Origin of the sequence: Xanthomonas arboricola pv. juglandis, assembly GCF_001013475.1 — a bacterium.
Classification (GTDB): domain Bacteria; phylum Pseudomonadota; class Gammaproteobacteria; order Xanthomonadales; family Xanthomonadaceae; genus Xanthomonas; species Xanthomonas arboricola.
Window position 1 is genome coordinate 433,202 of record NZ_JZEF01000004.1, and the last position, 23,201, is coordinate 456,402.

At 67.6% G+C, this 23,201-nt stretch carries 16 protein-coding genes; 14 read left to right on the forward strand and 2 right to left on the reverse strand.

Annotation, left to right across the window (positions count from 1 at the left end):
• The first annotated feature begins 315 nt into the window (after window positions 1-315).
• From XARJCFBP2528_RS16845 to XARJCFBP2528_RS16910, 14 genes are all read left to right on the forward strand, one after another.
• Entirely contained in the window at window positions 316-7,110 is a 6,795-nt protein-coding gene (locus XARJCFBP2528_RS16845) for an ESPR-type extended signal peptide-containing protein (protein ID WP_047124905.1), read from the forward strand.
• 221 nt (window positions 7,111-7,331) lie between these two features.
• Window positions 7,332-9,215, forward strand: a complete 1,884-nt coding sequence (locus XARJCFBP2528_RS16850) for a diffusible signal factor-reguated S8 family serine peptidase (RefSeq protein WP_016901936.1) — start codon at window positions 7,332-7,334, stop codon at window positions 9,213-9,215.
• Between the two features lie 129 nt (window positions 9,216-9,344).
• Window positions 9,345-11,072 carry a type II secretion system ATPase GspE gene (gspE, locus tag XARJCFBP2528_RS16855; RefSeq protein WP_016901933.1) on the forward strand — a complete coding sequence of 576 codons (1,728 nt, stop codon included), beginning with the start codon at window positions 9,345-9,347 and terminating at the stop codon, window positions 11,070-11,072.
• Window positions 11,073-11,247: 175 nt separating this feature from the next.
• Entirely contained in the window at window positions 11,248-12,465 is a 1,218-nt protein-coding gene (gene xpsF, locus XARJCFBP2528_RS16860; RefSeq protein ID WP_016901931.1) for a type II secretion system protein XpsF, read from the forward strand.
• Window positions 12,466-12,588: 123 nt separating this feature from the next.
• Window positions 12,589-13,020, forward strand: a complete 432-nt coding sequence (gene gspG / locus XARJCFBP2528_RS16865) for a type II secretion system major pseudopilin GspG (protein WP_016901930.1) — start codon at window positions 12,589-12,591, stop codon at window positions 13,018-13,020.
• A 10-nt stretch (window positions 13,021-13,030) separates the two neighbouring features.
• Window positions 13,031-13,543 carry a type II secretion system protein XpsH gene (gene xpsH / locus XARJCFBP2528_RS16870; RefSeq protein WP_026064185.1) on the forward strand — a complete coding sequence of 171 codons (513 nt, stop codon included), beginning with the start codon at window positions 13,031-13,033 and terminating at the stop codon, window positions 13,541-13,543.
• Window positions 13,540-13,956 carry a type II secretion system protein XpsI gene (gene xpsI, locus XARJCFBP2528_RS16875; protein WP_016901927.1) on the forward strand — a complete coding sequence of 139 codons (417 nt, stop codon included), beginning with the start codon at window positions 13,540-13,542 and terminating at the stop codon, window positions 13,954-13,956. The genes xpsH and xpsI overlap by 4 nt, the downstream gene beginning before the upstream one ends.
• Window positions 13,953-14,588: a type II secretion system protein J gene (locus XARJCFBP2528_RS16880; protein WP_016901925.1), complete on the forward strand. Its 636-nt coding sequence runs from the start codon at window positions 13,953-13,955 to the stop codon at window positions 14,586-14,588. Before xpsI ends, XARJCFBP2528_RS16880 begins: the two co-directional genes overlap by 4 nt.
• Window positions 14,585-15,436, forward strand: coding sequence for a type II secretion system minor pseudopilin (locus XARJCFBP2528_RS16885; protein WP_016901924.1), 852 nt, complete (start codon window positions 14,585-14,587; stop codon window positions 15,434-15,436). The genes XARJCFBP2528_RS16880 and XARJCFBP2528_RS16885 overlap by 4 nt, the downstream gene beginning before the upstream one ends.
• Complete coding sequence (locus XARJCFBP2528_RS16890; RefSeq protein ID WP_016901907.1) at window positions 15,433-16,554, forward strand: PilN domain-containing protein; 1,122 nt, start codon at window positions 15,433-15,435, stop codon at window positions 16,552-16,554. Before XARJCFBP2528_RS16885 ends, XARJCFBP2528_RS16890 begins: the two co-directional genes overlap by 4 nt.
• Complete coding sequence (gene gspM, locus XARJCFBP2528_RS16895) at window positions 16,538-17,191, forward strand: type II secretion system protein GspM (protein WP_016901906.1); 654 nt, start codon at window positions 16,538-16,540, stop codon at window positions 17,189-17,191. Before XARJCFBP2528_RS16890 ends, gspM begins: the two co-directional genes overlap by 17 nt.
• The gene (gene xpsN, locus XARJCFBP2528_RS16900) at window positions 17,181-17,972 is read left to right on the forward strand and encodes a type II secretion system protein XpsN (protein WP_024939113.1); all 792 of its coding nucleotides are present in this window, start codon (window positions 17,181-17,183) and stop codon (window positions 17,970-17,972) included. Before gspM ends, xpsN begins: the two co-directional genes overlap by 11 nt.
• Window positions 17,969-20,293 carry a type II secretion system secretin GspD gene (gene gspD / locus XARJCFBP2528_RS16905; RefSeq protein ID WP_016901902.1) on the forward strand — a complete coding sequence of 775 codons (2,325 nt, stop codon included), beginning with the start codon at window positions 17,969-17,971 and terminating at the stop codon, window positions 20,291-20,293. The genes xpsN and gspD overlap by 4 nt, the downstream gene beginning before the upstream one ends.
• A complete protein-coding gene (locus tag XARJCFBP2528_RS16910; protein WP_047124906.1) occupies window positions 20,290-21,129 on the forward strand; it encodes a glycosyltransferase family 2 protein in 840 nt (279 codons plus the stop codon). The genes gspD and XARJCFBP2528_RS16910 overlap by 4 nt, the downstream gene beginning before the upstream one ends.
• 513 nt (window positions 21,130-21,642) lie before the next feature.
• Here XARJCFBP2528_RS16910 and XARJCFBP2528_RS16915 read toward each other — a convergent pair.
• Window positions 21,643-22,371, reverse strand: a complete 729-nt coding sequence (locus XARJCFBP2528_RS16915; RefSeq protein ID WP_016901893.1) for a UTRA domain-containing protein — start codon at window positions 22,369-22,371, stop codon at window positions 21,643-21,645.
• A 105-nt stretch (window positions 22,372-22,476) separates the two neighbouring features.
• Entirely contained in the window at window positions 22,477-23,052 is a 576-nt protein-coding gene (pnuC, locus tag XARJCFBP2528_RS16920; RefSeq protein WP_016901891.1) for a nicotinamide riboside transporter PnuC, read from the reverse strand.
• Between the last annotated feature and the right edge of the window lie 149 nt (window positions 23,053-23,201).

The window sequence follows — 23,201 nt, forward strand, 5'->3', positions numbered from 1 at the left end:
CCAAGACATGATCTAGATCGCTGTTTTCCAAAGAATTATCAAAAAACGAATAAAAGCAAGCCGAAGTGTGATGGAAAACACACTCAGCTTCGCTTTCTGTCAAAAACTTGACGCCCGATTTGACCGCTGTTAACACTTCGCTCAGTTCTATGGTTGGGTAGCGTTCACTTTTTGACTATCCAGGGTGCAGCTTCCCGCGCACCGCCATTTGGCCCATGGCGCCAATCACCACGGGGATCGCAGTGGCTGGAAGGCCCTCGCGATGGTGGGTGTTCGTCAAAAAAACCAGTCCCAACATTCAGGAGCAGTGCGTCGATGAATCGGATTTATCGCAAGGTCTGGAACAAATCGTTAGGCGTGTGGGCCGTGGCATCGGAATTGGCCAGCGGCGACAGCCCGGGCGCAGTGAGCACCGCCGCATTCATCGACCGCCGCCAGAGCCGTTGCCTGGTTGCCGCGATCGCCCTGGCGCTGGGTAGCGCCGGCATCGCAATCCCCCTTTCTGCAATGGCGCAATCGGTCGAGGTCGGCCGCGGCGCATCGGCACCTGCCGCCAACGCCACTGCCGTCGGCGCCGGCAGTCGCGCCAGCGCCACCGGCGCGCTCGCCAGCGGTGCCGACAGCAGCGCCAGCGGCGTGAACAGCAGCGCGATCGGCCGCCAGACCAATGCGATCGGCGAGAACGCGGTGGCCATCGGCTACAACAGCTTCGTACGCCAGAGCGGCGAAAACGGCGTGGCGCTCGGCGCCAACGCCGGCGTGACCGGCGCCAACTCGGTGGCGCTGGGCGCAGGCTCGCGCACCCACGAAGACGATGTGGTGTCGGTCGGCAGCGGCAATGGCCGCGGCGGCCCGGCCACGCGCCGCATCACCAACGTCAGCGCCGGCGTCAACGCCACCGACGCGGTCAACGTGGCGCAGTTGCGCGACGTGGCCGATGTGGCCGAAGACACGGCCACGTTCTTCAAGGCGACTCCGGGCGAAGACAGCGTCGGCGCCTATGTCGAAGGCGATAGCGCGCTGGCTGCCGGCGATGCCGCCAATGCGGTGGGCACGGCGACCACCGCACTGGGGACCGGTGCCAATGCGGTGGCCGACAATGCCACCGCGGTCGGCGCCAATGCACTCGCGTCCGGGCAGAACAGCGCGGCATTCGGCCATAACGCGCAGGCCAACGGCCCCGGCAGCGTGGCCGTTGGCGGCGCTGCGGTGGACGAAGACGGCGAGCCGTTGATCACCAGTGGCGGCGTGCCGGTCACCACCGGCGCCACCAGTGCCGGCGTCGGCGGAACCGCAGTTGGCGCCAGCGCCAATGCCGATGGCTTCGCGGCCTCGTCGTTCGGCGTCGGCGCGTATGCGGCCGGTGCGCAGTCGTCCGCGTTCGGTGCGGTTGCCAATGCGGCAGGCGATTACGCCACCGCCGTGGGCACGCAGACCAGCGCCAGCGGCACCAGCAGCACCGCAGTCGGTGGTCCGGTCGATTACGTCCCGGGTCTGGGTTTCTTCGTGCAGACCCAGGCCAGCGGCGAAGCGTCCACCGCGCTCGGCGCCGGGGCGATCGCATCGGGTACCTACACCACCGCCGTCGGCGTGCTCAGTGAAGCCTCCGGCACCGAAGCCACCGCCGTGGGTTACTTCGCCTATGCACCCGGCGAAGGTGCCACGGCAGTCGGCCCGGAATCCTGGGCCAGCGGCGAGCTGAGCACGGCGCTGGGTTACTACAGCACCGCACGCGGCGCCAACTCGGTTGCGTTGGGCGCCAATTCGATTGCCACGCGCGCCAACACCGTGTCCGTTGGCGCGGCCGGCGATGAGCGCCAGATCACCAATGTCGCCGCCGGTACCGAAGGCAGCGATGCGGTCAATCTCGACCAGCTCACCGCCGTGTCCGACGTTGCATCCACCACCGCGCGCACGTTCGTGGCCACCGGCGATGGCACCGCAATTGCCGAAGGCGCCGACAGCGTTGCGGCAGGTTCCGATGCGTCGGCGCTCGCCGATAACAGCACGGCGCTGGGTGCCAGCAGTATCGCCAGCGGGCGCGGCGCAACCGCACTCGGTTATGAAAGCCTTGCCAACGGTGCTGCATCCACTGCGGTGGGTGTGGCCAGCGTGGCGTGGGGCCAGGGCAGCACGGCACTGGGTACCGACAGCGTGGCCTACGCCGACAACAGCGTGGCGCTGGGCGCCGGCGCGGTTGCCGATCGCGACAACACGGTGTCGGTCGGCAGCGTCGGTGGCGAGCGCCAGATCGCCAATGTCGCCGCCGGTACCGAGGGCACCGATGCGGTGAACCTGGACCAGCTCAACGCAGTCGGCGAAACCGCCGAAACCACTGCGCGTCTGTTTGCCGGCACCGGCACCGGCACCGCCGATGCGCAGGGCGAGGACGCCACTGCAGCCGGCTCCAACGCTACCGCGGACGGCGATTACAGCAGCGCGTTCGGCTCCAGCAGCCAGGCCACTGCGATCGGCGCCGTCGCCATCGGCAGCGGTGCCAGCGCCACCGCGCAGTACGCCAATGCGGCCGGTTACAACGCCGCTGCCAGTGGCTACGGCAGCATCGCCAACGGCGCCTTCAGCCAGGCCAGCGGGGATTACGCCGTGGCCGTGGGTGGCGAGAGCGAAGCCGCCGGCGCGCAGAGCACCGCGCTGGGTGCGGCGGCAGGTGCGTATGGCGATGGTTCCCTGGCCGCCGGCACGCTGAGCGTGGCCGATGGCAGCGAAACCACCGCGGTGGGCTATTTCGCCAGCGCCAGTGGTGAGTCGGCCACTGCGGTCGGCGCAGAAAGCGTGGCCGATGGCACCAGCGCAGCCGCGTTCGGCTTCGGTGCCGAGGCCACCTCCAACTACTCCACCGCCTTGGGCGGCTATTCCAGTGCGACCGGTTTCAACAGCACCGCGCTGGGCAATTTCAGCACCGCCAGCGGCTCCAATACCGTGGCCGTGGGTGGCGATGCCACCGCAACCGGCGACTACAGCGTTGCGGCCGGCCAGGGCAGCGTGGCCAGCGGCTACAACAGCGTGTCGGTCGGTGGCGCTCTGCTCGGCCTGTTGCCGACCGAAGCCTCCGGCGACTTCTCCACCGCGCTCGGCGGCGCGGCATGGGCACCGGGCCTCAACAGCACCGCGCTCGGCAATTTTGCCGAATCCACCGGCGAAAGCAGCGTGGCGCTGGGCGCCGATTCGGTGGCCGATCGCGACTTTGCGGTCTCGGTGGGCAGCGCCGGCAACGAGCGTCAGATCACCAACGTGGCCGCCGGTACGCAGGGCACCGATGCGGTGAATCTGGATCAGCTCAACGCCGTTGCCGACACTGCGCAATCCACCAGCAAATACTTCCAGGCCAGCGGCAGCGATGACAGCGATGCCGGCGCCTACGTGGAAGGCGACAGCGCCCTGGCCGCAGGCGAGGCGAGCAACGCCATCGGCCGCGGGGCCAGCGCACTGGGCGCCGGCAGCAACGCCCTGGAGGCGCAGGCGACGGCGGTGGGCGTGAACGCGCTTGCGGCGGGCGAGGAAAGTTCGGCGTTCGGTTCCGGGGCGCAGGCGACGGCGGCGGCAGCTGTTGCAGTGGGCGGCGTCGCGGTGGACGAGAACGGCGATCCGCTGCTTGCCGATGCCGAGGGCAACCCGGTGGCGGTGGGCGCGGAGGCCTCGGGCGTGGCCGCGACCGCGTTGGGTGCCAGCGCACATGCCACTGGGTTCGGCGCGACCGCCGTGGGCATGGGGGCCGGCGCGTCCGGCACCCAGTCGACCGCGCTCGGCGTCGTCGCCAATGCCTACGGCGCGCAGTCGACCGCGCTCGGGTCCATGGCCACGGCCACAGGCGACCAGAGTCTGGCGGTCGGCTTCGCGGCCTCGGCGACCGGGCTCAACAGTACCGCGATCGGCTCGGAAAACATGATGACCGGCTCGACCACCGTGGCCAGCGGCTATGGCTCGGTGGCGCTGGGCGCCGGCGCGACTGCCGGCGATGCCTACACGGTGGCGGTCGGCGGCGACAGCTTCGCGGTGGGCATCTCCTCGACCGCGGTCGGCTACAACGCCGTGTCGGGCGGTCTACAGAGTCTGGCCCTGGGCATTGCGTCGTATGCGAGCCAGGACTACAGCGTCGCGCTGGGCAGCAACTCGGTCGCCACGCGCGAGTTCTCCGTCTCGGTCGGCAACAGTTCGGGCGCCGGCTACGAGTTCGATCGTCAGATCACCAATGTGGCCGCCGGTACGCAGGGCACCGACGCGGTGAATCTGGATCAGCTCAATGCCGTTGCCGAAACCGCGCAATCCACCAGCAAGTACTTCCAGGCCAGCGGCAGCGCCGATAGCGATGCCGGCGCCTACGTGGAGGGCGACGACGCCCTGGCCGCGGGCGAGGCGGCCAACGCGTTCGGCAACGGCGCCACCGCGCTGGGCGCCGGCGCGGTGTCCACCGCCAGCGCGGCCACTGCGGTGGGCCTGGACAGCCTGGCCACCGGCGCGTCCTCGACCGCGGTCGGCGGCGTGCTGGACCTGGACTACACCGCCGCCAATGGGCGGGCGGGCGTGGTGCTGCAACGCCAGACCGCCGCGACCGGGCTGGCGGCCACCGCGCTGGGCGCCGGTGCGCAGGCCAGTGGCCGGTTCGGTGTCGCCAATGGCGCCGCCGCCACCGCCAGCGGCACCGGCAGCGTGGCCATCGGCGGCCTGTACGACGTCTACGAGGACACGCTGGGCGAGGCCTATGCCGGCATCGAAGTGATCAACACCGAGGCCAGCGGCCGCCTGTCCACCGCGCTGGGCGCGGGGGCCCGGTCGCTGGGCTACCGGGACACCGCGGTCGGCGCGGACACCGAGGCCAGCGGCGGCCGCACCACCGTGGTCGGCGCCGGCTCGCGCGCGACCGAGTACGCGGCCACCGCGCTGGGGTCGCAGGCCGAGGCCACCGGTGAGTGGGGCACGGCGGCGGGCAACGGCGCGCGCGCCGGCTTCCGGGCCACCGCGGTGGGCGCGTCCAACAACGCGCTGGGCGACTACACCACCGCGCTGGGCTATGCCAACTTCGCCGGCAGCGAGTACTCCACGGCGGTGGGTACCCAGAACTGGGCCTCCGGTTCGCACTCGGTGGCGCTGGGCGCGTTCTCCTCGGCCTACCGGGCCGACAGCATGGCGATGGGCAACCGCGCCACGGTCAATGGCATCGGCTCGATTGCGCTGGGCGCCAACGCCAATGTCGGCTGCTTCGTGTGCAGCGCCGAGGACGGCGGCGCGATCATCGCCTATTCCGAGGACGGCATCGCCATCGGCCGCAACACGCTGGTGCACGGCGAAGGTTCGATCGCGCTGGGCGCCAATGCGCGGGTCGGCCGCTGGCTGATGGGCGACGGCGGCGAGGCCGGCAAGGTGTTCGACAGCGTGGCGCTGGGAGCCAATTCGTTCGCCGACCGCGACAACGTGGTTTCGGTCGGCGACGCTAGCAAGGGCCTGACCCGGCAGATCAGCAACGTCGCTGCCGGCACCGAGGGCACCGATGCGGTCAACAAGGCCCAGCTCGACGCGGTGGCGACCGCTGCCGGGTCCACCGGCATGCACTTCAAGGCGCAGGGCACCGCCGAAGCGGTCGCCAGCGGCGTGCAGAGCACCGCCGTCGGCGCGGGCGCCAACGCTTCGGCGCGGCAGACGCTGGCGCTGGGCGCGGGCAGCGCCGCCTCAGGGATCGGCGCCACGGCAATGGGCGTGGACAGCATCGCCAGCGGCGTCAGCAGCACCGCCCTCGGTCGCCAGACCGATGCGATCGGCGAGAACGCGGTGAGCGTGGGCTACAACAGCTTCGTGCGCCAGAGTGGGGTCAACGGCGTGGCGCTGGGAGCCAATGCCGGGGCCTCCGGCGCCGATTCGGTGGCCTTGGGCTCGGGCTCGCGCACCTACGAAGCCAACGTGGTGTCGCTGGGCAGCGGCAATGGCCGCGGCGGTCCGGCTACGCGGCGCATCGTCAACCTGGGCGCCGGCGCGATCGCCGCCGGCAGCACCGATGCGATCAACGGCGGCCAGCTGTTCCAGTCGCTCAGCAACGCCGCCAGCTTCCTCGGCGGTGGCGCGGCGATCGGTGCGCAGGGCGTGTTCGTCGCGCCGACCTACGTGATCCAGGGTGCCAGCTACAACAACGTCGGTGCGGCATTGACCGCGTTGGACAGCAAGGTCACCGAGCTGGATGCACGCGGTGGTACCGCAACCGCCAGCACTGCGGCACGCACGCTGTCGCTGCGCACTGCAGGGGTGCCTGCAGTGGCTGCGAGCGCAGTGAGCGCATCGGGCAACGCCGTTGCCGATAGCGGCGCAAGCGTGCAGGGCACACCCACCGCCGCAGTGGTCGGCAGCATCACCCCGGCCGCAAGCTCCACCGCCGTGGGCACGGCCGCAGTGGCCAACCACGTGACCGGCACGGCGATCGGCGGCAGCGCGTATGCGCATGGCCCCAACGACACTGCGATCGGCAGCAACGCACGCGTCAATGCCGATGGCAGCACTGCGGTCGGCGCCAATACGCAGATTGCCGCGGTGGCGACCAATGCGGTGGCGATGGGCGAAGGCGCGCAGGTCAGTGCGGCCTCCGGCACGGCGGTCGGCCAGGGCGCACGTGCCAGTGCGCAAGGTGCGGTTGCGCTGGGTCAGGGGTCGGTTGCCGATCGTGCCAACACGGTGTCGGTGGGCAGCGTCGGCGGCGAGCGTCAGGTGGCCAATGTGGCCGCCGGCACACGTGCCACCGATGCGGTCAACAAGGGCCAGCTGGACAACGGCGTTGCCGCGGCCAACAGCTATACCGACAGCCGCTACAACGCGATGGCCGACAGCTTCGAGACCTATCAAGGTGACATCGAAGACCGTCTGCGCAGGCAGAACCGCCGCCTGGATCGTCAGGGCGCGATGAGCTCGGCGATGTTGAACATGGCCGCCAGCGTCGGTGGCATCGCCACGCAGAACCGCGTCGGTGCCGGCGTCGGTTTCCAGAACGGCGAGTCGGCGTTGTCGGTGGGCTATCAGCGTGCGATCAGCCCGCGCGCCACCTTGACGGTGGGCGGCGCACTCAGCGGTGACGACAGTTCGATCGGTGTGGGCGCCGGCTTCGGCTGGTAACGCGCCGCTGCATGACACGCGGCGGCGCCGATGTGCGCCGCCGCGCCAGAGCAAGGCCTGAGGGGGCGGGCAAGGACCGTGGCTGGGCCGGCCAACGGATTCGATGGAGTGATGGCCTTACCAGGAGTGGCTGATCGAACGCAGCGCGCTGCACCGCAGTTGCGCCGCAGTTCGAGAACCGCTCCCAGCTGATCGACGAAAAACACGAAGAGGACTTCACCGTGATCGACAAGAATTTCCGTCTCTCCCCGCTGACCGGCGCCATCCTGATGATGGCACTCGGTGCATCGGGCACGCTCGCTGCTGCCCCGAAACTGCTGGTCAAGGAACCGACCCAGGCAGCATCGGCCGGCGCTGCGTTCAGTAGCCGCCTGATCGTGCGCTACAAGGACAACACTGCTGCCGCGACCGATCGCGCCAGCAAGCTGAGCGCGGTGCAGGCCGCGGTCGGCCGTGTCGGTGCGAGCACCGGCGCACGCAGCAGCGCAGCCGCCGCCAAGGCGACGTATGTGCGCAAGCTCGGCATCGGCTCGGACCTGATCAAGCTGTCCAGCACGCTGACCACAGCCCAGGTCGACAAGGTAGTGGTCGAGCTCAAAAACGACCCGTCCGTGGCCGACGTGCAGATCGATCGCATGCTGCGCCCGGTCGACATCAAGAAGAGCGTTGCCGCCACCGACGTGACCCCGCAACTGGTCCCCAATGACCCGTTGTACGCGCAGTACCAGTGGCATCTGAGCAACCCCAACGGCGGCATCAATGCGCCGGCCGCATGGGATCTGTCGCAGGGTGCAGGCGTGGTGGTGGCAGTGCTGGATACCGGCATCCTGCCGGGCCATCCGGACTTTGCCGGCAACCTGCTGCAGGGTTACGACTTCATCACCGATGCCGAAGTCTCGCGTCGTCCCACCGATGCCCGCGTGCCGGGCGCGCTGGATTACGGCGACTGGGAAGAGGCCGACAACGTCTGCTATGACGGCTCGGTGGCACAGGAAAGCTCCTGGCACGGCACCCACGTCTCGGGCACCGTGGCCGAGGCGACCAATAACGGCGTAGGCATGGCTGGCGTGGCGCCGAAGGCGACCATCCTGCCGGTGCGCGTGCTCGGCCGTTGCGGCGGCTACACCTCCGACATCGCCGATGCGATCGTCTGGGCGTCCGGCGGCACGGTCGCTGGCGTGCCGGCCAACACCAACCCGGCCGAGGTGATCAACATGAGCCTGGGCGGCGGCGAGCCCTGCGATTCGGCCACCCAGCTGGCGATCAACGGCGCGGTCGCGCGCGGCACCACCGTGGTGGTAGCGGCCGGCAACAGCGGCGAAGATGCGGCCAACCATTCGCCGGCCAGCTGCAACAACACCATCACCGTGGGTGCCACGCGCATCACCGGCGGCATCACCTACTACTCCAACTACGGCAGCAAGGTCGACCTGTCCGGCCCGGGCGGCGGTGGCAGCGTGGACGGCAATCCGGGCGGTTACATCTGGCAGGCCGGCTACACCGGTGCGACCACGCCGACCTCGGGAACCTATACCTATATGGGCTTGGGTGGCACCTCAATGGCATCGCCGCACGTGGCCGGTGTCGTCGCCCTGGTGCAGAGCGCGGCGATCGGTCTGGGGGATGGCCCGCTGACCCCGGCCGCGGTGGAAGCCCTGCTCAAGCAGACCAGCCGTCGCTTCCCCGTGACCCCGCCGGCCAGCACCCCGATCGGCAGCGGCATCGTCGATGCCAAGGCCGCGCTGGAAGCGGTGTTGGTGGAGCCCTGCGATCCGGCCACCGAGAGCTGCGCGCCGACCGCCATCGCCCTGACCAACAAGGCCCCGCTGACCGGCCTGAGCGGTGCTTACGCCAGTTCCACGCTGTACAGCTTCGAAGCCAAGGCCGGTGCCGTGCTCAGCTTCATGACCTATGGCGGCACCGGCGATGTGTCGGTGTACGTCAGCCATGAAGCCGAGCCCAGCGCCACCAGTTACGACGCCAAGTCGACCCGCCCGGGCAACAGCGAAACCGTGCGTTTCACCGCCCCTAAGGCCGGCACCTACTACATCAAGTTGGTGGGCGCTGCCGACTACGCGAAGCTGACGCTCGTCGCACGACAGTAAGCCGTTCCATAGTGTGACCGATGCCCCCGGCCAACCACCGGGGGCATCGTTTTTCAGGACGATTCAGATGCGTACGGTTGATCGTCGCGGCAAACTGCTACAGTCGGCGCCGGACCAGTGGAGACGAGTGTGAACGCGGTTGCCGTCGATCCAATTGAGCATCGCAGTGCGGAGACACGCATCGTCGAAGCGCTGCTTGAACGCCGTCGTCTGAAAGACACCGATCTGCTGCGCGCGCGCCAGTTGCAGAACGAATCCGGTATGGGCCTGCTGGCCTTGCTGGGCCGTCTGGGCCTGGTGTCCGAACGCGATCATGCGGAGACCTGCGCCGATGTGCTGGGTCTGCCGCTGGTGGATGCACGCCAGCTCGGCGATACCCCACCGGAAATGCTGCCGGAAGTGCAGGGGCTGTCGCTGCGCTTCCTCAAACAATTTCATCTATGCCCGGTCGGCGAACGCGATGGCCGGCTGGAGTTGTGGATCGCCGATCCCTATGACGATTACGCGATCGACGCGGTGCGGCTTGCGACCGGTTGCCCGTTGCTGCTGCAGGTCGGCCTGCGCTCGGAAATCGATGACCTGATCGAGCGCTGGTACGGCCAGGGCCGCAGCGCGATGGGCACCATCGTGGAAACCGCCGATGGCGATGCCAACAGCAGCGACGATATCGAAGCGCTGCGCGATCTGGCGTCCGAAGCGCCGGTGATCCGGCTGGTCAATCTGGTGATCCAGCACGCGGTGGAGCTGCGCGCATCGGACATCCATATCGAACCGTTCGAAAGCCGGCTCAAGGTGCGTTACCGCGTGGACGGCGTGCTGGTGGAAGGCGAAAGCCCGCCGGCCAAGCTCACCGCCGCGGTGATCAGCCGCATCAAGATCATGGCCAAGCTCAACATCGCCGAACGCCGGCTGCCGCAGGACGGCCGCATCATGTTGCGCGTGCAGGGCAAGGAGCTGGATCTGCGTGTCAGCACCGTGCCCACCGCGCACGGCGAGAGCGTGGTGATGCGCCTGCTCGATCGCGAAACGGTGGTGTTCGACTTCTACAAGCTCGGCTTCACCGAAGAGTTTCTGCCGCAGTTCCGCAAGGTGCTGGAGCAACCGCACGGCATCATGCTGGTGACCGGCCCGACCGGTTCGGGCAAGACCACCACGCTGTACACCGCGTTGAGCCAGCTCAACACCTCGGACGTGAAAATCATCACCGTCGAAGACCCGGTGGAATACCAGATCGAAGGCATCAACCAGATCCAGGCCAAACCGCAGATCGGGCTGGATTTTGCCAACGCGCTGCGCAGCATCGTGCGTCAGGATCCGGACATCATCATGATCGGCGAAATGCGCGATCTGGAAACCGCGCGCATCGCGATCCAGTCCGCGCTCACCGGCCATCTGGTGCTGTCCACGCTGCACACCAACAACGCGGCCGGCGGTATTACCCGTCTGCTCGACATGGGTGTGGAAGACTATCTGCTCACCTCCACCATCAACGGCATCCTGGCGCAGCGCTTGGTGCGCAAACTCGACCTGGCCAACGCCGAGCGTTATCTGGCATCGCCGGAAGAGATCGAACGCTTCAACCTGCGCCGGCTGCAACCGGACGGCGAGATTTACCTGTATCGTCCGCGTGCCTCGGCTGCCGCGCCGACCGGTTACCTGGGCCGCACCACCATCGTCGAATTCCTGGTGATGAACGACGAATTGCGGCGCGCGGTGATGCGTCGCGCCGGCATGGGCGAGATCGAACAACTGGCCCGCAAGGCCGGCATGCGCACCATGTACGAGGACGGCCTGTCCAAGGCCTTGCGCGGCGAGACCACCATCGAAGAAGTGCTGCGCGTGACGGAGGATGCGTGAGAGTCAACGGAGCCACAGCGAGCATCGGATGCTCAGGATCGGAAGATAAGCAGAGCAGCGTCCTGGCAATGCGTTGTGCACGCGCACAGCTGCGCCCACTCGCGCCAACGCAGCGCAGGCTCCTGCTTTTCCCGATTCCCGGTTCCCGAATCCCCACTCCCGGCCGTCCAGCCTGATGCCCCTGTACCGCTACAAAGCGCTCGACGCCCATGGCGAAATGCTCGATGGCCAGATGGAAGCGGCCAGCGACGCGGACGTTGCGCTGCGCCTGCAGGAGCAGGGCCACCTGCCGGTGGAAACGCGCTTGGCCACCGGCGAAAACGACTCGCCGTCGCTGCGCATGCTGCTGCGCAAGAAGCCGTTCGACAACGCCGCACTGGTGCAGTTCACCCAGCAGTTGTCCACGCTGATCGGGGCCGGCCAGCCGCTGGACCGTGCGTTGTCGATCCTGATGGATCTGCCCGAAGACGACAAAAGCCGGCGGGTGATCGGCGATGTGCGCGACACCGTGCGTGGCGGCGCGCCGCTGTCTTCGGCACTGGAACGCCAGCACGGGCTGTTTTCCAAGCTCTACATCAATATGGTGCGTGCGGGCGAAGCCGGCGGCAGCATGCAGGACACGCTGCAGCGCCTGGCCGATTACCTGGAGCGCAGCCGTGCGCTGCGCGGCAAGGTGATCAACGCATTGATCTATCCGGCGATCCTGCTGGCGGTGGTGGGCTGCGCGCTGCTGTTCCTGCTCGGCTATGTGGTGCCGCAGTTCGCGCAGATGTACGAAAGCCTGGACGTGGCCTTGCCGTGGTTCACCCAGGCGGTATTGAGCGTGGGCCTGCTGGTGCGCGACTGGTGGCTGGTGTTGATCGTGGTGCCGGGCGTGCTGGGGCTGTGGCTGGATCGCAAGCGCCGCAATGCCGCGTTCCGTGCCGCGCTGGATGAGTGGTTGCTGCGGCAGAAAGTGGTCGGCAGCCTGATCGCGCGCCTGGAAACCGCACGGCTGACGCGCACGCTGGGCACCTTGCTGCGTAACGGCGTGCCGCTGCTGGCGGCAATCGGCATTGCGCGCAACGTGATGTCCAATGTGGCGCTGGTCGAGGATGTCGACGCTGCGGCCGACGACGTCAAGAACGGCCATGGCCTGGCGATGTCGCTGGCACGCGGCAAGCGCTTCCCGCGGCTGGCCCTGCAGATGATCCAGGTCGGCGAAGAATCGGGCGCCCTGGACACGATGCTGCTCAAGACCGCCGACACCTTCGAGCTGGAAACCGCGCAAGCCATCGACCGCGCGCTGGCCGCGCTGGTGCCGTTGATCACGCTGGTGCTGGCCTCGGTGGTGGGGCTTGTCATCATTTCGGTGCTGGTGCCGCTGTATGACCTGACCAATGCCATCGGATAACGTGGCGGCGGATTCACAACAACTTTCCGGTGACCGCGCGACACCCATGCGGGAACCATTGCAATGCCCGCCGTGTCATCTTCTGGCGGCAGCATCTTTCATCGACGTGCAAGGAAATCGTTCATGATCAAGCGCTCCATCACCCGTAGTCCGTCGCGTGCAGGCCAGGCCGGCATGAGCCTGCTGGAAATCATCATCGTCATCGTCCTGATCGGCGCGGTGCTGACCCTGGTCGGCAGCCGTGTGCTCGGTGGTGCCGATCGCGGCAAGGCCAACCTGGCCAAGTCGCAGATCCAGACCCTGGCCGGCAAGGTCGAGAATTTCCAGCTCGACACCGGCAAGTTGCCGAGCAAGCTCGATGACCTGGTGACCCAGCCGGGCGGCAGCAGCGGCTGGCTCGGCCCGTATGCCAAGCCGGCCGAACTCAACGACCCGTGGGGCCACACCATCGAATACCGCGCGCCCGGCGATGGCCAGCCGTTCGATCTGATCAGCCTGGGCAAGGACGGCCGCCCCGGTGGCAGCAGTTACGACGCGGACATCAAGTACCAATAAGCCGTTCGCCATGCGCGTTGCGTGTCAGCCGTTGCGTCATCATCCGCATGGAGTGGTCGGCCCTGGTCGTCCCCGCACGCGTGGCAGTTCGTTGCTGGAGATGTTGCTGGTCATCGCCCTGATCGCGATGGCCGGCGTATTGGCCGCCGCCGCGCTCAACGGCGGGATCGACGGCATGCGCCTGCGCACCGCCGGCAAGGCGATCGCCTCGCAGCTGCGCTATACGCGCACCCAGGCGATTGCCACCGGCACGCCGCAGCGGTTTCTGATCGATCCGCAGCAGCGCCGCTGGGAAGCACCCGGCGGCCATCACGGCGATCTGCCGTCGTCGCTGGAGGTGCGCTTCACCGGCGCGCGGCAGGTGCAGTCGCGGCAGGATCAGGGCGCCATCCAGTTCTTCCCCGATGGCGCCTCCACCGGCGGGCGCATCGATCTGCGCGTCAAGGACGCGACCTGGCGCGTGGACGTGGGCTGGATCACCGGCGAAGTGCGTTCCGGGCAGTTGCGGACGCCGGCGCCATGAAGCATCAGCGCGGTTACACGCTGATCGAGGTGATCGTCGCCTTTGCGTTGCTGGCGCTGGCGTTGAGCCTGTTGCTGGGATCGCTGTCCGGTGCCGCGCGTCAGGTGCGTGCGGCCGACGAGAGCACGCGCGCCACCCTGCATGCGCAATCGTTGCTGGCGGCGCAGGGCATGGATAAACCGCTGGTGCCCGAGCAGCAGCAAGGCACCTTCGAAGACGGGCATTTCCGCTGGTCGATGGATGTGCGCCCGTACGACGAGCCACGACGCAATCCGCAGGCGCCGATATCCCCCGGTGCGCACACGTTGCTGCAGCTGACCCTGGTGGTGCGCTGGGGCGAGCAGCCCAATCAGGTCCTGCAGTGGCGCACCTTGCGGCTGGTGGCTGCGGCGCAGCCGGGCAGCGCGCCATGAGTCGCTCGCGCAGTGCCGGCTTCACCTTGATCGAAGTGTTGCTGGCGACCATGTTGCTGGTCGGCGGGCTGGCATTGGCGTTTGCCACCTTGCGCTCGGCCAGTGCGGTCAGCCAGCGCGGCGAGGCGATTGCCCAGCGCAGCGAACGCGTGCGTGCGGTGGAAGAATTCCTGCGCCGGCGGCTGGCGGCGGCACTGCCGATCGCAATGGGCATCGACCCGCAGAGTCAGCAGCCGATGCTGTTCATCGGCGAGCCGCAGCGTCTGCGTTTTGCCGCCGATGTGCCGGATTACCTGGGCCGCGGCGGGCCGTACCTACACGATCTGTCGGTGGCCGGCGATGGTGAACAGCGTACGCTGCGGATCGCATTGACCATGCTGCAATCGGGCAAGTCGATCGAAGAGGGCACCACGCTGCCGCCGGAAACACTCGCCGAAGACGTGCAGCAGGTGAGCTTTCGGTATCGCGGCATGGATCCGCAGAGCGGCCGCCTGAGCGCATGGTTGCCGCAATGGGAATGGCACGACCGTCTGCCGTTGCTGGTGCGTATCGAGATCCGTAGCGGCGGTGCCGCCTGGCCGCCGCTGGTGGTGGCCTTGCCGCAATCCAGCAACCCGGGAGCGGGGCAATGAGCGCGATGCGCGGTGCCGCGCTGGTGTTGGTGCTGTGGCTGATTGCGCTGCTCACCGCGATGATCGGCGCATTCGCGCTGACCGCGCGGGTGGAAGCGCTGCAGGGCAGCATGCTGCGCAATGGCGCGCAGGCGCAGGAATACGCGCGCTCCGGGCTGGAATACGCACTGTCCCGCCTGCAGAGCACCGACACCCAGGCACGCTGGCTTGCAGACGGCCGGCGCTATCGTTGGCAGATGGACGATGCCACGGTGGAGATCCGCATTACCGACGAAAGCGGCAAGGTGGACTTGAACATGGCCGAGCCCGCGCTGCTGGCTGGACTGGTACGCGCGGTCGGTGGCGAACAGGGCCGCGATACGCGCATTGCCGGCGCGATCGTCGACTGGCGCGATGGCGATTCGCTCAGCCAGCCCGGCGGTGGCGCGGAAGACCGCGATTATGCCGATGCCGGATTGCCGTACGGTGCCAAGGATGGCCCGTTCGAAACGTTGGGCGAGTTGCGCCTGGTGCTGGGAATGGATGGCGAGCTGTATCGCAAGCTGTTGCCCAACCTCACCCTGTACAGCGGACGCTCGCGCCCCGAAGCGCGTTTTGCGCCGGGCCCGGTGCTGACCGCGATGGGCCTGGATGCGCGGCAACTGCTGGCCCAGCGTGACGCGCCGCCGGGTTTGCCGGGCAGCGAGGCGACGGTTGGTGGGTCGGACACTTATAGTATCGAGAGCCGGGCGCGACTGAGTCAGGGACGCGAGGCTGTGTTGCGGGCGGTGGTCTCCACCAGTGCGTCCGCATTACCTGGGTCGGCATATACCGTGTTGCGTTGGGAAGAGGGAGCAGCAGTGCAATGACCGCATGGCGGGACACCTTGGGTCGTATCGGCGTACGCGCCATGCCGGGAGCCGGAGGCTTCTGGCGTTGGTGGCAACAATCGCTGCTGGCCTGGCTGCCGCAGCGCTGGCAATGGCAGTTGGGCCTGTCGCCGTCGCGGCTGTTGTTGCAGCCCGATGGGCAGGCGTTGCAGTTGCTGCGTCAGCGCGATCACAGCAGCGAGACCATCGCCAGCCTGCCGTGGCCGGTGCAGCCGCAGGAAGTCCATGCCTTGCTGCCGACCGCGCTGGAAGGCCTGCCGCGGCATTGGCTGCTGCCGGCCGCGCATGCCTTGCGTCGTCCGTTGCGCCTGCCTGCTGCGGCAGCGGCGCGCCTGCAGGATGTGGCGCGCTTCGAGATCGATCGGCAAACCCCGTTCACTGCCGACCAGGTGTACTTCGATGCGCGCGTGCTGGACGTGCGCGAAGACGGCCAGCTCGATGCCGAACTGGTGGTGGTGCCGCGGCGCCTGATCGATGGCTCGGACGGCGTGCCCGACGCATGGGCCAGCGCCTTGTCCGGCATCGATGTCGCCGATGCGCAGGGGCTGCCACTGGGCGTGAACCTGCTGCCGCCGGCACGGCGGTTGCGGCGCAGCGACCCGATGCAGCGCTGGAATCTGTTGCTCACCGCCGCCGCACTGGTGCTGCTGGCGGTGGCCGGCTGGCTGCTGCTGGACAACCGCCGCCAGGCCGCCGACGACTTGCGTGCCAAGGTGCAGGCCAACGCCGCGCGTGCGCGCCAGGTCGCCGCCGAACGCCAGCAATTGCTGGATCTGGTCGAAGGGGCCAACTTCTTCCAGCAGCAACGCGCCACCCGCCCCACCTCGGTGGAAATCTGGGACGAGCTGAGCCGGCGTCTGCCGGGCGGCACCTACCTGGAAAAATTTTCGGTCGAAGGTGGGCAATTGCAGTTGATCGGCTTGAGCAACGAAGCCTCCTCGCTGGTGCGGCGCCTGGAAGGCTCGCCGCTGTGGCGCACGCCCTCGCTGACCGGCGTGCTGCAGAGCGATGCCGGTCGCAACGTGGACCGCTTCACCATCACCGCCGAACTGGCCGGCCCCGATGCCAAGGAGGCGGCCGATGCCACGCAGCGTTAAGCGCGATCGCTGGATCGCTTTGGGCTTGCTGTTGCTGGTGATCGGCGTGGCCTATCTGGTGCTGGTGCACCCCTGGTTCACCCAGCCGATGATCGCGGTGCAGGACGACCTGCAAGCGCTGCGCGAGCGCGAGCTGCGCGTGCGCGTGCAACTGCAGCAGGCGCCGGAAGTCAGCAAACGGCTACGCCAGGCGCGCCAGACCCTGGAAAGCCGCCCGGGCTTCCTGCCGGAAACCTCGGCCGAACTTGCATCGGCCGGCCTGGTGCAGCGGCTGGAACGCGCCGTGGTGGAAGCCAGCCCCGGCAACCGCAGCTGCGCGATCAGCAACCGCTCGCCGCTGCAGCCGGAAAGCAAGGACCGCTTCACCCGCGTCGCGGTGCAGGTACGCCTGCGCTGCGGCACCCCGGAGCTGGCCTCGGTGCTGTACAGCCTGGAAAACGGCACCCCGCGCCTGTTCGTGGACAACCTCAACGTGATGGCGCAGCGCTACCAACTCTCGCCCAACGAAAGCGGCAACGGCCTGGACATTGCCTTCGAACTGGCCGGCTACCTGCGCCCCGGCGCCAGTGCCGCACCGTTGAACACCGACGCCGCGCCCGCCGCCCCCGACGCCGCGGAGGCCAGCAATGCGCCTTGACATGATCGGCCTGCGCACCTGGCTGCTGGCCACCGTGGTCGGCTGGGCGCTGCTGGTGTGCGTGCTGGCCGTGGCCGGGCTGGGCAAGCGCGTGGAGCTGCTGCCGGACGACCCGGCGCTGGTGCAGCGCCTGCCCACCCTGCCGGCCCCAGCGCCGGAACGGCTGGGCGCGTTCGAAAAATATTCGGAGATCGCCGCGCATCCGGCCTTCGCCGAAGACCGCCTGCCGCATCCGTTCTTCCTGTCCGGCAACGACGGCAGCAGCGCCGCCTCGACGGTGCGCCTGACCGGCGTGCTGCTGACGGACAACTTCAAGATGGCCACGCTGACGCTGGATCCACAGGATTCGGTGCGGGTGCAGCTGGGCGGCGAAGCGGTCAAGGGCTGGCGCCTGCTCGCCCTGCAGCCGCGCAGCGCAACCATCGAAGGCCCCGGCGGCACCCAGACACTGGAGCTGCACGTGTTCAACGGCCTGGGCGGGCAACCGCCCACCGCCAATGCGGGCGCGCGTGGCGCTGCTGGCGCCGTCCCGCCATTACCGTCGCCCGATGCCGCCGCGGTCGCACCGACGCAGCCGCCGCAGACCCAGCCCGCCACGCCGCCACAGCAGCCCGGTGGGCAGACACCGCCGACGGTGCCGCCGCAGCGCAGCGATGGCGCCCAGGAAGCCCCACGCCCCTCCGATGATCAGATGCGCGCCATCCGCGAACGTATCGAAGCCCGACGCCGCCAGCTGCAACAGCAGCGCCAGAGCGGCTCTACCCCCGGTCAGACCCAATGAGTGAACGCATGACGCAGCGCCTGTTTCCCGTGTCCCTGCTGATCGGCCTGCTGGCCGGTTGCGCCACCACTCCGCCGCCGGACGTGCGCCGCGACGCGCGCCTGGACCCGCAAGTCGGCGCCGCCGGCGCCACCCAGACCGGTGCCGAGCAACGCGCCGAGGGCAATGCCAGCGCCAAGCCCACCCCGGTGATCCGGCGTGGCAGCGGCACCATGATCAATCAGAGCGCGGCGAGCGCGCCGTCACCGACGCTGGGCATGGCCAGCAGCGGCAGCGCCACCTTCAATTTCGAAGGCGAGTCGGTGCAGGCGGTGGTCAAGGCGATCCTGGGCGACATGCTCGGGCAGAACTACGTTATCGCCCCCGGCGTGCAGGGCACCGTGACCCTGGCCACGCCCAATCCGGTCTCGCCGGCGCAGGCCTTGAACCTGCTGGAAATGGTGCTGGGCTGGAACAACGCGCGCATGGTGTTCAGCGGCGGCCGCTACAACATCGTGCCGGCCGACCAGGCGCTGGCCGGCACCGTCGCGCCCAGCACCGCATCGCCGTCTGCCGCGCGCGGTTTCGAAGTGCGCGTGGTGCCGTTGAAGTTCATCTCCGCCAGCGAAATGAAGAAGGTGCTCGAGCCCTATGCGCGCCCGAACGCCATCGTCGGCACCGATCCCTCGCGCAACGTGATCACCCTGGGCGGCACCCGCGCCGAGCTGGAAAACTACCTGCGCACCGTGCAGATCTTCGATGTGGACTGGCTGTCGGGCATGTCGGTGGGCGTGTTCCCGATCCAGTCCGGCAAGGCCGAAAAGGTCTCGGCCGATCTGGAGAAGGTGTTCGGCGAGCAGAGCAAGACACCCAGCGCCGGCATGTTCCGTTTCATGCCGCTGGAAAACGCCAACGCGGTGCTGGTGATCACCCCGCAGCCGCGCTACCTGGACCAGATCCAGCAGTGGCTGGACCGCATCGACAGCGCCGGCGGCGGCGTGCGGCTGTTCTCGTACGAGTTGAAGTACATCAAGGCCAAGGACCTGGCCGATCGCCTGTCGGAAGTGTTCGGTGGGCGCGGCAACAACAGCGACTCCAACGCCTCGCTGGCCCCGGGCTCGGAAACCAGCGTGCTCGGCGGCGCCCTGGGTAACCGCGACAGCAGCATGGGCGGCAGCTCGGGCACCACCGGCGGCAGCATCGGCGAAAGCAGCGATGGCAGCTCCTCTGGCAGCAGCTTCGGCGGCAGCAGCGGCAGTGGAAGCAGCAGCGGTGGACTGGGCAACGGCAGCCTGCAACTGTCGCCGCGCAGCAACGGCAATGGCGCGGTGACGCTGGAAGTGGAAGGCGACAAGGTCGGCGTGTCGGCGGTGGCCGAAACTAATACCTTGCTGGTGCGCGCCACCCCGCAGTCGTGGAGTTCGATCCGCGACGTCATCGAAAAGCTCGATGTGATGCCGATGCAGGTGCATATCGAAGCGCAGGTGGCCGAGGTGAATTTGACCGGTGCGCTGAGTTACGGCGTTAACTGGTATTTTGAAAATGCAGTAAATGCGCCGGCAACCGCGACCGATGGCGGTCTGACCAATGGAACGGGCATCGGTCTGGGAGCTGGTCTTGCAAATGCAGCGGGACGTAACATCTGGGGTGACATCGCCGGGAAAGTCGGCAGTGGAGGGGTTGCTTGGAGTTTTCTAGGGAAAAACGCTGCTGCGATTATCACTGCGCTCGATAAAGTAACTAACGTTCGCCTGCTGCAGACGCCTTCTGTGTTTGTGCGCAACAATGCCGAAGCGACGCTCAATGTCGGTTCGCGTATTGCCATCAATTCGACGTCCATCAATACCGGGCTTGGTAGCGACAGCAGCTTCTCTTCGGTGCAATACATCGACACCGGTGTGATCCTGAAAGTACGGCCACGCGTCACGAAAGACGGCATGGTCTTTCTAGATATCGTGCAGGAGGTCAGTAGTCCAGAGAATCGCCCTGCTGCTTGTCTTTCTGCGACAGCAACAGTCAATGCGGCTGCCTGCAATGTCGATATCAACACGCGTCGCGTCAAGACAGAAGCAGCCGTGCAGAGTGGTGACACCATCATGTTGGCGGGCTTGATCGACGACAGCACAACTGACGGTAGCGACGGTGTGCCATTCCTGAGTAAATTGCCGGTGGTCGGCGCTCTGTTCGGGACAAAGACCAAAGATTCTCGTCGCCGCGAAGTCATCGTGCTGATCACCCCATCGATCGTGCGCAACCCGCAGGAAGCGCGCAATCTCACCGACGAATACGGCCAGAAGTTCAAGGCCATGGAGCCGCTGAAACCCAGCCAGAAGCCGCAATGAGTGCGGCATTGCCCGTCGTGCTGGTGCCGGTCGGCACCGACGACGAGGCCCTGGATGCCTGCCTGGGCGCGCTGGATGCCGCCACGCCCGCCGGCACGCGGGTGTGGCTGGCCGACGACGCGCAGGCCGGCCCGCGTGGCCGCGCGGTGATCGCGCACTGGTTGGCGCGCACGCGGCTGCAGGCGCATCACACCCGTCGTCAGCGCATGCTTGGCGAGGTGGCGCATCTGGACGAAATGCTCAGCGGCTGCGGCGATGCCGATGTGGTGGTGCTGGGTGTGGATGCCTGCCCGCTGCCGGGGTGGTTGAATCAGCTCGACGCCTGCTTTGCGCGCGATGCGGCGATCGCCACCGCCACCCCGTGGAGCAATGTGGGCGAAGCCTGCAGCTGGCCACGCCTAGGTGAACTCAATCCGATGCCCGCCGCGCCGGAGCGGCTTGCCGCTGCGTGTGCGGCGATGCCGCCACTGCATCCGGAACTGCCGTCGGCAATCGGCCACGCGGTGCTGCTACGTGGCAGCGCGCGGCGCAAGGCCGGCGGCCTGGACGCCAGCAGCTATGGCTCCTGGTATGCGGCACTGGTGGACCTGAGCCTGCGCATGGCTGGGCTGGGATGGCGCAACGTGCTGTGCGATACCGCCTTTGTCGCCTCGCCGCACGAAGGCCGCCCTGCCGATGGCGACATGGATGCACTGGCCACACGCTGGCCGGCCTGGCACGCACGCCTGGCCAACTTCCTGATGCATGACCCGCTGCGTGCGCAGCGCGATCAACTCGCGCAGTTGCTAGCCGAGTTACCGCCGCCGGATCCACAACGCAGGCTATTTGACGCGTAGAACAGCTGCCGAAGCGGCATGCTCACCGTCAGGCGGGCGCAGTCGGTGTTCGGTGGACTCGTACAGTGCAGTTCTTGAGCGCTGTCCTACGCAACCTGACGACTGCTCGCCGTACGGTGAGTGCAGTGGCTTTGTCGACCGTATGTTGGTGGATGCTAACGGACGTCCAGGTCAAACGCCGAGTGGGTCGAGCGTGCGGTGCCCTCACCGCTAGCGGGACACGCCGTGAACCCGTCCCTGGGGGCTCGGTGGCGGCATCCATGCCGCCACACGGTCCCGCAATCGGCGAGGACACCGCACCAGAGAGTGAGTCGGTTGCTTTGTTGAAAACATGCCCACCGACCGTCTCGACTGGTCCTTGGCCGCCCACCGTCGCGGGACCTTACGCGGCATGGATGCCGCGTAAGAGCTTACAAGGACGTACTTGCAGCGTGTCCCGCGATGGTGGGCGGGCAAGGACCCTGCAGCCAGGCCGCAGGGCAGTGACTGAAGTGACGTCGTCTTGTTAGCCGCTCAAGAAGCCGACCGCATCGGTGCCTCGGTGCGTACCACCACATCCAGCGCATCGTGGCGCCAGGATTCGATATCCAGTTCCACCGCGCGGCCGTCTTCGGCGAAGCTGATCCGCTGCAGCCGGAAGCAGGGTGTGCCGGTGGTGGACTGCAGCAACAGGGCTTGCGCGGCATCCAGCCCGGCCGGATGCATCGACAATTGCGCGCGGCTCAGGAACAGCCCGAGTTTCTGGTTGAACACGCTCGACAGCGAGCCAGCCAGGTCGTGCTCCAGCAGGCCCGGCGCCCAGGCGGCCAGCACCACGTTGGTTTCCAGCAGTACCGCGCGGCGGTCGATCCAGCGCCGGCGTTGCAGCACGAAGACTTCTTCGTACGGCGTCTCCAGCCGTAGTGCGGCCGCGTAGGCAGCCCCCGCTGCCTGTCGGGTGGCACTCAACAGCTCGGTGCGCGGTTTGCGTCCTTGCGCCGCCACGTACTGCATGAAGCCGGCGATGCTGGTGGGGTCGTAGCGCACGCGCGGTGCGCTGACGAACCAGCCGCGCCGGTTCTCGCGGTAGATGCGGCCCTGCGCTTCCAGTTGCTGCAAGGCCTCACGCAAGGTGATGCGGGTGCAGCCGAAGCGTTCGGCAAGCTCGCGCTCTACCGGCAGGCGCTGATCCGGGCCCCATTCGCCGGCGGCGATCTGCGCGGAAACGATTTCGGTGATGGCGTGTTGGCGCGACGCGCTCATGCGGCGACCTGCCGATGGTGGCTGCGGCGCAGGTACAAGGCAGTTGGGTGAGAGAGGTGCATGCGGCGATGGTAAAGAAGAACGCGCCCGCAAACCGCAGGTGGCTCAGGCAAGGCCTGCCAGGTTCTGCTGCTGTTGGGTTTTCCAGCTGCGCCATCCATACAGCGCCAGCAGCACGAAGCCTGCATACAGCAGTGCGGTGGGATACAGCCCCTTGCTGACGAACACGCCCACGTAGATGCAATCGAGCACGACCCACAGTATCCAGTTGGCGATGCGCTTGCGTGCGGCCCAGACGCTGGCGACCAGGCTGAAGCTGGCCAGCGCCGCGTCCAGCCACGGCAGTGCGGCATCGGTGCGGTGATGCATGTAGGCACCGAGCGCGGCGGCGAACACGGCACCGATGCACAGCGAGATCCACAGCTCCGCCTGCGGCATCGGCAACGGGCGAATGCGTGTCTGTGCGGCCATCCCGCGCTGCCACTGCCACCAGCCGTACAACTGCGTCAGCACGTAGACGCCTTGCAGCAGCATGTCCGAGTACAGCTTCCACTGATAGAACAGCCAGGCATACAGCGCCACCGCCACGATGCCGACCGGCCAGCACCAGCGAATGCGCCGCGCGGTCAGCCAGACACCGAGCAGGTTGATCACGACGGCGGCAGATTCGAGCAATGACATGGAAGGTCTGGGGAGGATGTCTGATGGAAGAGGGATCGAGGGCAGAGACGCAGAACAGTTCAAAGCAATCGTGCGGGCAGGCGAAGCGCATTCACCGCCTGTAGCCGATACCTGCAGCGCACTCGGCCCGTGCAGCACCGCTGTCGCGT